Genomic DNA, 12,970 nt, shown 5'->3' with positions numbered 1-12,970 from the left:
AAATGAACTTAGCAAACCACTTCCTCGTGGCAATGCCAGGTATGAAAGATCCCTACTTTCAACGTACAGTTGTTTACGTGTGCGAACACAATAATGACGGTGCTATGGGTATCATCATCAATACCCCTATTGATGTCACGGTAGCAAACATGCTTTTACAGGTGCAAAACGATCTACCGATCGCCTCTCAAATTCAGCACAGTAAAAGTTTAGAAGAGCCCGTTATCAACGGTGGCCCTGTCTCTGAAGACCGTGGCTTTATTCTGCATAAACCAAAAGACAAATATCAATCCAGCATTCAGATCACCGAGAAACTTTCCGTCACGACGTCCAAGGATATCCTCGCCGTGTTAGGCACCGATGCTCAGCCAGAGGACTATTTAGTTGCGCTCGGTTACGCGGGGTGGGATGCCGGTCAATTAGAGACGGAATTAGCAGACAATTCTTGGTTGACGATCGAGGCTGACACGAGTGTTATCTTCGACACGCCCGTCAAGGATCGTTGGCACAGTGCTGTTCAGATGCTTGGTATTGATATAGCTCAACTCTCCACTCAAGTTGGACACGCATAATCATGACAGCAAGAACCATACTCGCCTTTGATTTTGGAACAAAAAGCATTGGCAGTGCCATTGGGCAAGAAGTCACAGGGACAGCAAACCCACTGAAGGCGTTTAAAGCCAAAGAAGGCATTCCAAACTGGGACGATATTGAAAAAACAATCAAAGAATGGCAACCCAACCTGATTGTTGTCGGTTTACCGACGGATCTGCACGGCAAGGATCTCGACACCATCACCCCAAAAGCAAAGAAGTTTGCGAATCGACTTCACGGTCGATTTGGTTTACCGGTAGAGCTTCAAGATGAGCGACTTTCCACAACCGAAGCTCGAGCCGATCTCTTCAGTATGGGAGGGTATAAAGCGCTATCAAAAGGGAATGTCGACTGCCAGTCTGCCGTCGTTATCTTAGAAAGTTGGTTTGAGGCACAGTGGGGATAGCCGGCTCGTGTCGTAAACACGTTAACCAGTGTTGTTTGTGACCCCTCTTTGTTTAACAAACAAAAAAACTAAAAAGGATGGCAAAGCCATCCTTTTTAAAACTCAAACTTAATCAATAGTTTGCAGTTTCACACTAACTCAGAATCAACATTAACTCCAAGTCAACACTGAGACTAGTCAACTTTGAGTTCTTGCAACATTGAATCAGGTAATGCCAATTCGTCATTTTTATTGACCTGAATCCCTGCTTCAATGATCGTCGCAGCAATCGACTTAGCTTCTTCAAGAGAATGCATCGCAGCGGTTCCACATTGGTATTCATTCAATTCAGGGATCTTATTTTGGCTTTCAACTTTCAATACATCTTGCATTGAATCTAGCCATGCTTTCGCCACATCAGACTCCGATGGTGTACCAATCAAGCTCATATAAAAACCCGTACGACACCCCATTGGAGAGATATCAATAATCTCAACTTGTGCACCGTTTAGGTGAGCACGCATGAATCCAGCATACAAATGCTCAAGTGTGTGAATTCCTGTTTCTGACAAGATATCTTTGTTCGGAATAGTGAAACGCAGATCAAATACGGTAATCGTGTCACCCTTTGGGGTTTGCATCGTTTTCGCAACGCGTACTGCTGGCGCATGCATTTTTGTGTGATCGACGGTAAAGCTATCCAATAAAGGCATCGTAATTTCTCCGTTAAGGCCTCAAACAAAATGAAGCCAGACAATGTAATGTGATTGTAAAAGGACACTACAAACGACGCAAGGTCTGTATTGTAGGAATACAGACCTTGTTTGCCGTGCCTAAATCGCGGCTATGTTAAATTTACCTTGCTACTTAGACTCACTACTCGACTGTAAGTGGGAAAAATAATCCGCTAGAAATTCATCAAATCCTTGCTTATCCGCTGCTTCGATGGCTTTCTGCGCTGCAAACGAGCGTGTCACCTCATCTTCCATCATGGCTTCGCTATAAACCCGGTACTGCTCTGCGGTATTAGCATCACGATATTTTTTCCCTAACTCACAGCCAACCTTGCCTAGGCCGCCCAACTCTTTTGTCATAGACAGTAACTGTCCTGAGATGGTTTTCTCTGGGTCTTCGTTCCATTGCTCAAGTAAATCGCAGACTGCTACATAGTCATCACTGCCATGAGCTTCGTCCATTAATACTGCAATGCTACGCAGGTCCTTAAAGACACGTTTCACCCAAAGCTGGCTGCTCAGCTTCTCACCATCACAGCCAATTTTGAGCTCTAGCCCTTCTTTACGACCTTCAAGAATGACTTTATTCCAGTTTTGACGCCAGCATTCGAGCTCGCAATCATCCATTGGCTCAGAGTCTTTCAATGCACACCAGGTAATAAACAAGTCGAGGAAACGTATTTGTTCTTTGGTAATTCCTACTGGGCTGAACGGGTTCACATCTAGTGAGCGAACTTCTATGTACTCAACACCCGCTCTAGAAAGTGCTTCTGACGGTTTTTCACCATTTTTAGCGACACGTTTAGGACGAATTGGCGCATATAGCTCATTTTCAATCTGAAGAACGTAGTCGTTTAATTGACGATATTCACCATCCACTTTCACGCCGATTTTAGCAAAATCATCCGATGGGGTATGAATCGCTTGATTCAATCCCTCAAGATATTGCCCTAGGCTGTTAAAGCCAATTTTAAGCGAGCTTTGTGCATTATTTGTATAACCGAGATCACTTAACCGTAACGACGTAGCCTCTGGTAAATAAAGCGTCCCACCTACCTTTTCAAAGGGTAATGCCGACTCTTTTCCTTGAACAAACGAACTGCATAGCGCTGGTGAGGCACCAAAGAAGTATGGAATCAACCAACCAAAGCGATAGTAATTTCGGATCAATCCAAAATACCCTTCCGACTTAGAGGCCTGACGATCCGCTTCTTCTTGTTCACCGTGGAGCGCATCCCAAAATGTCTCAGGGAAAGAGAAATTAAAATGCACACCGGAAATAACCTGCATTAAGCTGCCATAGCGATGCTTAAGACCTTGGCGATACAGCGTCTTCATCTTTCCTGAATTCGAGCTACCATACTGCGCGAGTGCGATGTCATCTTCATTGCCAACATAACAAGGCATCGAAAGCGGCCATAGCTTTTCGTTGTCTAGTTTCGCTTGGGTAAAATGATGAATATCCGACAGTTGATTTACCAATGTATCTACATCGTGAGATACCGGCGTAATAAACTCGAGCAAAGACTCAGAAAAATCCGTAGTGATATATTCATTTGTCAGAGCAGAGCCAAGTTGCATTGGGTGAGGCGTCATAGCCAAACGGCCATCTTCTGTATATCGTAACGTCTCTCTCTCTACACCACGACCAAACTGTTTAAAGACAGTCCGGTCTTTAGCAACCTGCTCCAGTCGCGTAGCAAAATTAGTCAAAATGCGATTCGCTTATATGTTTGTTATTCTCATTGAGGGCTAGGTGAAACGTCATCAGTGCCACTCCTATCCCCCCTATATGGTCACTCTATTGAGAGATTTCAAGCATTTCAATTGGAATATTCAGTTTCTCTAATTGTGGTTTTAACATCTTCGCATCTCCGACGACAATTATCTGATATTGAGTTGGATCGAACCATTTCGCCGCTAAGGCATCTAGCTCAGACTTCTGGACTGTCTCAACAATGTCGTTGCGCTGCTTCAGATAATCTCTGTCTAAACTATAGGTCAATATACTTGAAAGTAAGCTAGCTTTTTGACTGGGTGTTTCGTAGGTCAACGCATCTTGCTGGCCCACGGCCAAGCGCATAAAGCTCAACTCCTCTTGGGTCATGCCATTCTCGCTGTAGTTTTTCAATTCCTTCAACAACTCTTCAATCGATGGAATCGTTGAGTCCGCGCGAACCTGTGCGTTAAATACAATCGCACCCACTTCTCGGTTACTGGCGAAATAACCACTCGCACCATAGGTATAACCTTTGTCCTCACGAAGGTTTTGATTGATTCGGCTATTAAAGTTGCCCGCTAAATTAAAATTCGCTAAACGGCTTCGATATAGCTCACCCGTGGCATCAAATGGCATCCCTTGACGCACAAGACGAACAATACTTTGCGGCGCGGCGGGCTTATCAACTAGATAAATATGTTGTCCTTTCAACGGTGTGACCGCTTCTGGTGTAAACAGTGGCGCGGCATTGCCTTGCCATGTTTTCCAAAAATCGAGCTCACGTTCTATTTGCTTACGGCTGATATCACCAACCACAACGATCTGAGCACTTTGCGGTGTGTAGTGCTCTCGGTAGAATGCTTTCACATCATCTAAGCTGATCGAAGAAATTGAGGCTTCCGAGCCATCTGATGAGCGGCCAAAGACTGTCTTACCAAACAAGACATCACGAGTGGCCTGTGATGCCATCCAGCTTGGCTTTTGGTGTTGATAAACCAACCCCTCTAACATCTGAGCTTTGAGCCTATCAAAGTCAGTTTGCTTCATTGCTGGGTTAAAGAGCACGTCTTCCACCAACGCTAGCGTTTGAGGCAGATTTTTTTCAAGAGAAGAGACCGTCACTCTTGTCGAGTAAGAGCCCGCACTGATACTAATCTGGCTGCCCAACTGATCAAGCTTCGCTTGCAGTGCTTCGACACTCAATGACGTTGTCCCCTCTTCCATCATGGAAGCGGTCATTTCTGCGAGACCTTCTTTGCCTTTCGCGACATAACGGTCACCGGCAGGAAGCTGGAAATGTATCTCCACCGTCGGAGTTTCGGAGCTGGTCGTCCCTAATAACTCACTACCGTTATCGAAATGCACTTCATAGAGCTCAGGCATGGTCGCTTTAACCGCTTGTGCGACCTTAGGCATCTCACTACGATCAAAATTATCGACAGGTCGTCGGAAGGTCAACTGATCCTCCGTGACCTTCGTATATGCAGGCAGGGTTCGCTTCGGAGTTTCAAAGTTCGCCTTTTGTACCGCCATATCAGATTGACCTTTCGGCACTACGCTTAACGTCACTTTCGCTTTGTCTTTAACAAACTCATTGTAAGCGGCTTGAACGCCTTGCGGTGTGACGGCTCGAATTTGCGCAAGCTGTTGTTCAAGCCTGTCTGGTGTATTAAAAAAGGTCTCATTAGAAGCAAGTTGAGTGACCTTTCCTTTGACACTCTGTAATGCAAATACGGAACCTGATTCTGATAACCCCGTAATCTGATCCAAGCGAGCCTGACTAATCCCTTCTTTATCAAACTCGTCTAAAGTATTTAAGAGCTCTTGATACAAGGCTTTGAGGCCATCTTTATCGGTAGAGGTTCCCATGGCATAAATATAAAAATTACACGACAACTCATTACATTCAGTAAATGCTCCGGCATCGAGTGCTTTCTGGGTTTTGATCAGTTTTTGATAGAGCAAACCATTTGCTCCACCGCCAATGGCGTCGGCCATTGCTTCAAGCGTTGCTTGATTATCCGCACCACGATAACTGTTTGTCGGCCATCCTATCACCACCATTGGCTGACGAATCCGATCCTCAAGTGTGACGTAGCGATCTTTAGGGACAATAGCGGGTTGTTTTGGCGCGTTATCGACCTCTGGACCTCGAGGGATCGAGCCATAGTATTTATTCACCCATTCCAGTGTCTGTTGTTTGTCGATATCACCACCAATGGTCAATACCGCATTGTTAGGGCCATACCAGCGTAGAAAGAATGCTTTCAAATCATTCACATCAACACGGTCTAAGTCTTCAACATATCCAATTGGCTGCCACGAGTATGGGTGCCCTTCAGGGTACATCGCTTCACCCATTTTTTCCCAAACTAAGCCGTATGGTCGATTGTCATAGTTCTGAGCGCGCTCATTTTTAACGGTGTCTCTTTGGATTTCAAATTTATGCTGCGATACCGCACCCAACAAAAAGCCCATTCGATCGGCTTCAAGCCACAATATTTTTTCTAATTGATTCGCCGGTACTGTTTCAAAGTAGTTAGTACGATCTCGTGTCGTCGTACCATTTAATGATCCGCCAGCTTCAGTAATGATCTTAAAATGCTGCTGATCACCAACATGCTCTGAGCCCTGGAACATCATATGCTCAAAGAAATGCGCAAATCCTGATTTTCCGACCTCTTCACGTGCGGAACCTACGTGATAAGTCACATCGACATGAACCAGCGGATCTGAATTGTCTGGTGCAAGGATCACGGTTAAACCATTGTCTAATTGATACTTAGAGTATGGGATCATGGTTTTACTGGAATCTGCTTTGGCCTCTTCAACAAGACGCACGCCGTTAGGTAAATCGGTTGATGTTGTCATGTCGCTACTGCAACCGTAAATAAAGACTAACGACACCATGCCGAGCCAGATTTTTCTCATAGTCATTCCTTAAAATACACCGAAGAAAATCGCTGCTAATGCAGCATAACGAAGCGCTTTACCAATTGCGATAAGCACAACACAAGGAAGAAACTTCATTCTCAGCCACCCAGCGGCCAAACATAACGGATCGCCTATGACTGGGAGCCAACTCAACAAAAGTGTCCAGTAGCCATATTTTTGTAACCAAGCTATGGCTTTATGACCATGCTTTTCATTTTGAGTTCGATTTGGCAGCCAAAGTCCTATCCAATAGTTTGTCAGGCCACCCAACGTGTTCCCAACCGTTGCGACCAAAATGACCATCAATGTACTGTATTGCCCCAGACTCAGTGTCGCGACTAACCCAGCTTCAGAGCCACCGGGAAGTAACGTGGCACTTAAAAATCCAGAGATAAATAAAACGGCCAGCGCAGAGTCGGCAAACCAAGATTGCGCAAGATATTGAGAAAACGACTCTAGCATTGCATATCCAGCAACACTTTACCGCGAGTTCGACTTGTTTCAACTTGCTTGTGAGCGTCCACTACATCATGCAATGGGTATATATGTTGTATTTCAGTTTTCAACAAACCCACACTCACCATGTACAACAGCGTTTCCATTTGTTTTGTATCCGGCGATACAAGCATGCCACTTGCAGAAAAACCCAATAAGGTTGCTTTTTCACACACCCTCTGTACAGACAAGGTAGGAATCGTAATGACGCGTGCGTGGTCTTTGAGACACTTCAAAGCATCAAGTGCGACGTCGCCCCCAACAAGATCAATCAGGACATCAACATCAGAAATACGCTCAGACGCGGGAGCAAATTCATAGTTGATAGCATGTGCCCCTAATGTAGCCAAGTAATCTAAGTTTCGCTCACTACAGGTGGTATACACGTCAGCTTTAGCGGCCACCGCTATTTGGACCGCAATGTGCCCGACGCCCCCCGCGCCAGCTAAAATCAGAACACGTTCTCCTGCCTGAATGTTCGCTTTGTTAATCGCTTGAGCGGCCGTTTGTCCTGCCAGAGGCAGCGCTGCAGCGGCTTCCAGTGTTACGGAGTTAGGGACTGTACTAAGCTCTGATTCCTGTACACACACATATTGACTATAGCCCCCACCAAGAATAGGAAAACCAATAAAACCAACGACTTCATCATCAATAGAGAAGCGAGAGGTGTTATCGCCGCACGCGACAATACGACCCGATATGTCATACCCTGGTACCCATGGCAAATTATCTTTGTTTTCGTTTGCCGCCCAACCAAGGCCCGCACGAGTTTTTACATCGATAGGATTAATACCTGAATAAGCAACTTTCACAAGTACCTCTCCAGCAGCAGGTTCAGGGATCGCTACTTCACGAATATCCAAAACCTCAGGTTGACCAAACTCTGGGATAACAATTTGTTTGCATGACATGACAGTACCCTTTTTAGTGCAGTATTCATCATCTTAGCCATTTAAAACCAAGACTACTAGAGTAAAAATCAACCTTAAATATTTACGATTCTGACGAAATATTGATATTTCATCAGATAGGCATGTTACTGTCATCGTCTCGATTACTCATTATCATGCGCATGCCACTTTACTCTCGATTTTCACCTCTGACTTTAGCTCTTGTCAGCCCCTTATCCTTTGCAACGGGTTTAAACTTCTGGGAGTCTTCTACCTCCAATAGTTCGCTTGCAAGTGCAAATGGCGCAAAAGCCGTTGATGCAAGTATCTTAGCGACTGCGCCCTCCAGCATGACGCAATTAAAAAATACTACCGTGACCGCTAACGTGACCTACTATCAAGTCACGACTGACTACAACATCTTTGGCACAGAAAGCCAAAAATCTCAGGCATCCCCTATACCCGCAGGATTTATGGTCACCCCTATCAATGATAACTGGTATTTCGGCTTAGCCGCATACAGCCGCACCGCTGCCGACATATCACTGCCTGATTTAGCGCCTCTTCCTATTTCGGATTTAAAGGAGACTCGGGTCAGGCCTATCGTTGTTTCTTTAGCACCAAGTTTGGCGTATCAATATAACGATGTGAGTATCGCCCTCACCGCCGAATACTTGTACGGTGACTATTTACTTGAGCAAAAAAGTTGCGGCCTATTTCAATGTAACGGCACAACTGAAACCTCAGGCAACACCAGTGGTTGGAGCGGTGCGTTAAGCGCAACATGGGCGGTAAACCAAGAGTTCACTCTAGCCATTGCACATCGATTCGACAGTCAATTTGGAGATGATGAGATTCAGTTTCAACTGCCCTCCATCACCAGTATTTATGGCACGATTCAAATCACCGAGCAGCTACAATGGCACAATACCTTTAGCTTAAGTCGATGGAATGGTCAGGGTATCCACTATAATAATTACAGTGATCCTGTCGGGTTATTACAAGGCCATCGTCATAGTAAACGAGTCGGCACTTCTATGAGCTACGATTGGAATAAATTGACCTTACGAGGTGGTGTCAGTGCCGATGAAGCCATCGATAGCTACGGCGGAAATGATATACGTTACCGCATAGGGCTTGCCTATCGATTTACACAAAACCTCACTTTCGATGTAGCAGGCTTTAAAGAAGACTATGCAGAAAAGCAATTTAGCGATGGAAAACAAACCCTGGTGAATGTCAGCAATAGCGGTGTTGGGGTAAGCGTCGGGATCAGTTACAAATTTAATTGATGTTGACTAGATAACAAACCAAATAAAAAGGGGGGATACATTGGTATCCCCCTTTTTACGTTAGCCGACCAGTGCTAACAGTATGCCAGCGGCAACTGCAGAGCCAAGGACACCGGCAACGTTTGGTCCCATAGCATGCATCAGTAAGAAGTTTTGTGGGTTGGCTTCAAGGCCAACTTTATTCACAACTCGTGCTGCCATCGGAACAGCAGAAACGCCTGCCGCGCCAATCAACGGGTTAATATCTTCTTTTGAGTACTTATTAAGAAGCTTAGCCATAAGCACGCCCCCCGCAGTACCAATACTGAATGCGACCGCACCTAACGCCAAGATACCCAGCGTTTCGAAGTTCAGGAATTGATCAGCTTGCAGCTTTGATCCCACACCGAGCCCCAAGAAAATAGTCACGATATTAATAAGTTCATTTTGCGCCGTTTTTGATAAACGGTCGACAACGCCAGCTTCACGCATCAAGTTACCAAGACAGAACATGCCAACAAGCGGTGTTGCTGAAGGCAAAAACAAAATAGTCATCAACAATACGGCAAGTGGAAATAGAATTTTCTCTCCCTTGCTGACATGACGCAATTGAGCCATTTTGATCTTACGTTCTTCTGGGCTAGTCAGTGCTTTCATAATCGGTGGTTGAATGATTGGAACCAGCGCCATATAGCTATAGGCAGCAACCGCAATCGCACCCAATAAGTCTGGCGACAAACGGCTGGCTAAGAAGATAGCTGTTGGTCCATCAGCACCACCGATAATGGCAATCGATGCCGCATCTGGCATCGAGAACTCCATACCTGGTATGTAGTTAAGCAAAATTGCACCGAACAACGTAGCAAAGATACCAAACTGCGCTGCGGCGCCTAACCACAACGTTTTAGGGTTGGCGATCAGCGCACCAAAATCGGTCATGGCCCCTACACCCATAAAGATTAAAAGAGGGAAGACCCCTGTTTCAATCCCGATGTAGTACACGTAATACAGCAGGCCACCGGGGTCGGTGAACCCTGCATTGGGAATATTCGCCAGTACGGCACCAAAACCAATCGGTAGCAACAGCAGTGGTTCAAAACCTTTCTTTATCGCTAAGAAAAGTAACAAACCACCCACTAACATCATACAGATCTGACCAAACTCAAAGTTAGCGATCCCTGTTTCTGACCATAAGGTCATCAATCCGTCCATGGTACTCCCTTATGCCAAACTAACGAGAGGAGCGCCAACGGTAACCGCATCGCCCTCTTTGACATGTATATCGTGCACAACACCACTTTGCGCCGCGCGCACTTCTGTTTCCATTTTCATGGCTTCTAAAATAAGCAGTACGTCGCCTTCTTGAACTTGAGTACCTGATGCCACGTTTACTTTAAAAATATTTCCAGCTAAGGGGGCACCTACCGCTTCAATATTGGTAGGGGCAACTGGTGCGGCTTGAGTCGCGGCTTGGGTACTTGAAGGCGTAACGGACGTTAATTCTCCTTTTGGGCCCACTTCAACGTCATAGACTTGACCATCGACTTTCACACTATAAGCTTCAATGCCTGTGGCACTTGGCGTCGATGCGATCACTGGAGATGCTGGTTGAGCTGACTCAAGAGTTGGTGCAGGTTCAAACGCATCAGGGTTGCGGCGATTCTTCAGAAACTTAAGACCTACCTGAGGGAACAAGGCATAAGTCAGTACATCATCAACCGTATCTTCAGCCAAAGAAATACCTTCTGATTTCGCTTTAGCCAGTAGATCATCGGTCAGTGTATGCATCTCTGCATCAAGTAAATCTGCCGGACGACAAGTAATAGGCTCAGCACCAGCAAGCACCTTCGCTTGAAGTTCTGCATTTACGGGAGCTGGTGCCGTACCGTATTCACCTTTTAGAACGCCAGCCGTCTCTTTCGTAATGCTCTTGTAACGCTCACCTGTCAGGACGTTAATGACCGCTTGAGTACCCACTATTTGCGATGTTGGTGTGACCAATGGTATATGACCAAGATCTTCACGTACACGTGGGATCTCTTCAAGCACTTCATCAAGGCGATCCGCTGCACCTTGCTCTTTAAGTTGCCCTTCCATATTCGTTAACATGCCACCAGGAACTTGAGCAATCAAAATTCGGGAATCAACCCCTTTCATTTGCCCCTCCCATTTCGCATACTTCTTACGAACCTCTCTAAAGTACGCTGCAACAGGTTCAATCTGTTCCAATTTAAGGTTGGTATCACGCTCTGTGCCTTGCAACATCGCGACAACCGTTTCTGTTGGTGTATGTCCGTATGTCTGGCTCATAGAAGAAATGGCAGTATCTAAGATATCAACCCCGGCTTCGACAGCTTTAACCGCTGTCGCGGCGGAAAGGCCTGTTGTGGCATGGCAATGCAACGCCAATGGGACATCACACGATGCTTTAATTCTAGTAATAAGGTCTTCGGCTTCATAAGGCTTTAATAAGCCTGCCATATCTTTGATGCAAAGAGAGTGACAACCTAAATCTTCAAGACGTTTCGCGAGATCAACCCATGTGTCGGTGTTGTGCACTGGGCTCGTCGTATATGACAGTGTGCCTTGTGCATGTGCGCCAACATCAACGGTGGCTTTCACAGCCTTTTCAAAGTTACGTACATCATTCATCGCATCGAAGATACGGAAGACATCCATGCCATTGGCGTGAGCACGTTCAACAAACTTCTCAACCACATCATCAGCGTAATGACGATAACCCAGTAGGTTTTGTCCGCGCAGAAGCATCTGCATTGGCGTATTAGGCATCGCTCTCTTTAACTCACGTAACCGTTCCCAAGGGTCTTCTCCTAAGAATCGAATACAAGAATCAAACGTCGCACCTCCCCACGTTTCCAATGACCAGTAACCGATTTTATCCAGCTCCGCAGCAATTGGTAACATATCTTCAATTCGCATACGAGTAGCAAATAGCGATTGATGGGCGTCACGAAGTACCACATCCGTGATAGCTAGTGGTTTAGACATGCTCATTAACTCCTTTTAATCTTAACTCAATCTATTTCGCGGCCGAAGTGCGGTACTGATGTACAGCTGCAGAAATAGCAGCAACAACACTTGGGCTAACAGCATTCGATGGGGATGGTTGTGGTTTCAATTGTTTTGGGGCAGCGATCGGCTCTGGTACTTCTTCTGGTACCAATTTCGACATTAACCGAACGAGATAAACAAGAATTGTGAGAAATACGAATACAACGGACATGCCCGTTAGCATCAGGGTAGCCGCATCTCCTAGCAGGCTTCCAATATTAGTCATTTTGCGTCCTTTCTTTGTCATCCTGACAAGTCATTCAACCGAGTATAGGCATCATCGCCTAAGGTTAGATATGCATACGTTCTTGCATTGATTCCATTGCAAGAGGACTAGGATTATCTCGATTGGTGAAAGTTTGTCAATTTTGTTTAATGTAGAGTTGTCATTAAAACGTCATTCAAACGAAAAACCATGATGAAGCCGACAAATTATCGTGTAATGCAAGTTACACAGAACTTCATACTGAGTTAACAACATAACAAAGTGAGGATTAAAAACTGAGATACGCTTAAAATTACCAAAAATTATCTTTAAAAAACAAAGATTTGTAATTAAAAGGTTATTTAAATGCTAAATTTTTGTTAATAAAAAGCCCTACTATAAAGCAGGGCTTAAGAAAAGTGGTGCGCCCTGGAGGATTCGAACCTCCGACCGCCTGGTTCGTAGCCAGGTACTCTATCCAGCTGAGCTAAGGGCGCACAATGTTGCTTTTGTATGTCTTACTTTCGTGTGTATCACTACACATCAGGACAATGCCCTTTTATCGAACAACCCGCTAAAAACTCAAATCAGTTTATAACCCATCGTTCTAATTAGTGGTGCGCCCTGGAGGATTCGAACCTCCGACCGCCTGGTTCGTAGCCAGGTACTC

At 45.4% G+C, this 12,970-nt stretch carries 11 protein-coding genes and 1 tRNA gene; 3 read left to right on the top strand and 9 right to left on the bottom strand.

Features of this window, described 5'->3' with window-relative positions:
* Window positions 1-2 precede the first annotated feature (2 nt).
* Both ACE1OE_RS06285 and ruvX read left to right on the top strand, forming a co-directional pair.
* Window positions 3-572, top strand: a complete 570-nt coding sequence (locus tag ACE1OE_RS06285) for a YqgE/AlgH family protein (protein WP_372059155.1) — start codon at window positions 3-5, stop codon at window positions 570-572.
* A gap of 2 nt (window positions 573-574) precedes the next feature.
* On the top strand, window positions 575-1,000 hold the full coding sequence (ruvX, locus tag ACE1OE_RS06280) for a Holliday junction resolvase RuvX (RefSeq protein ID WP_102468236.1): 426 nt from the start codon (window positions 575-577) through the stop codon (window positions 998-1,000).
* 173 nt (window positions 1,001-1,173) lie between these two features.
* On the opposite strand, the gene luxS is transcribed toward ruvX, so the two are convergent.
* The 5 genes from luxS to ACE1OE_RS06255 all read right to left on the bottom strand — a co-directional run bounded on the left by luxS (window position 1,174) and on the right by ACE1OE_RS06255 (window position 7,773).
* On the bottom strand, window positions 1,174-1,692 hold the full coding sequence (gene luxS / locus ACE1OE_RS06275; protein WP_372059154.1) for an S-ribosylhomocysteine lyase: 519 nt from the start codon (window positions 1,690-1,692) through the stop codon (window positions 1,174-1,176).
* Window positions 1,693-1,842: 150 nt separating this feature from the next.
* The gene (gshA, locus tag ACE1OE_RS06270; protein WP_449210501.1) at window positions 1,843-3,426 is read right to left on the bottom strand and encodes a glutamate--cysteine ligase; all 1,584 of its coding nucleotides are present in this window, start codon (window positions 3,424-3,426) and stop codon (window positions 1,843-1,845) included.
* 88 nt (window positions 3,427-3,514) lie between these two features.
* Entirely contained in the window at window positions 3,515-6,364 is a 2,850-nt protein-coding gene (locus ACE1OE_RS06265) for a M16 family metallopeptidase (protein WP_449210500.1), read from the bottom strand.
* Window positions 6,365-6,373: 9 nt separating this feature from the next.
* Entirely contained in the window at window positions 6,374-6,829 is a 456-nt protein-coding gene (locus ACE1OE_RS06260) for a YqaA family protein (RefSeq protein ID WP_449210499.1), read from the bottom strand.
* A complete protein-coding gene (locus ACE1OE_RS06255; RefSeq protein ID WP_449210498.1) occupies window positions 6,823-7,773 on the bottom strand; it encodes an NADP-dependent oxidoreductase in 951 nt (316 codons plus the stop codon). The genes ACE1OE_RS06260 and ACE1OE_RS06255 overlap by 7 nt, the downstream gene beginning before the upstream one ends.
* Window positions 7,774-7,895: 122 nt before the next feature.
* Between ACE1OE_RS06255 and ACE1OE_RS06250 the strand changes: the two genes are divergently transcribed.
* Window positions 7,896-9,044, top strand: coding sequence for an OmpP1/FadL family transporter (locus ACE1OE_RS06250; protein ID WP_449210497.1), 1,149 nt, complete (start codon window positions 7,896-7,898; stop codon window positions 9,042-9,044).
* Window positions 9,045-9,104: 60 nt separating this feature from the next.
* Here ACE1OE_RS06250 and ACE1OE_RS06245 read toward each other — a convergent pair whose 3' ends face one another.
* The 4 genes from ACE1OE_RS06245 to ACE1OE_RS06230 all read right to left on the bottom strand — a co-directional run bounded on the left by ACE1OE_RS06245 (window position 9,105) and on the right by ACE1OE_RS06230 (window position 12,797).
* Window positions 9,105-10,235 carry a sodium ion-translocating decarboxylase subunit beta gene (locus ACE1OE_RS06245; RefSeq protein ID WP_102468229.1) on the bottom strand — a complete coding sequence of 377 codons (1,131 nt, stop codon included), beginning with the start codon at window positions 10,233-10,235 and terminating at the stop codon, window positions 9,105-9,107.
* A 9-nt stretch (window positions 10,236-10,244) separates the two neighbouring features.
* Entirely contained in the window at window positions 10,245-12,038 is a 1,794-nt protein-coding gene (oadA, locus tag ACE1OE_RS06240) for a sodium-extruding oxaloacetate decarboxylase subunit alpha (protein ID WP_449210496.1), read from the bottom strand.
* A gap of 25 nt (window positions 12,039-12,063) precedes the next feature.
* On the bottom strand, window positions 12,064-12,321 hold the full coding sequence (locus tag ACE1OE_RS06235) for an oxaloacetate decarboxylase subunit gamma (protein WP_102468227.1): 258 nt from the start codon (window positions 12,319-12,321) through the stop codon (window positions 12,064-12,066).
* Between the two features lie 399 nt (window positions 12,322-12,720).
* Window positions 12,721-12,797: transfer RNA gene (locus ACE1OE_RS06230), tRNA-Arg, on the bottom strand.
* Between the last annotated feature and the right edge of the window lie 173 nt (window positions 12,798-12,970).

It is taken from the genome of Vibrio sp. E150_011 (genome assembly GCF_053544015.1).
The sequence above is the reverse complement of the archived record's forward strand: the minus strand, read 5'-3'. Positions and strand labels throughout refer to the sequence as shown.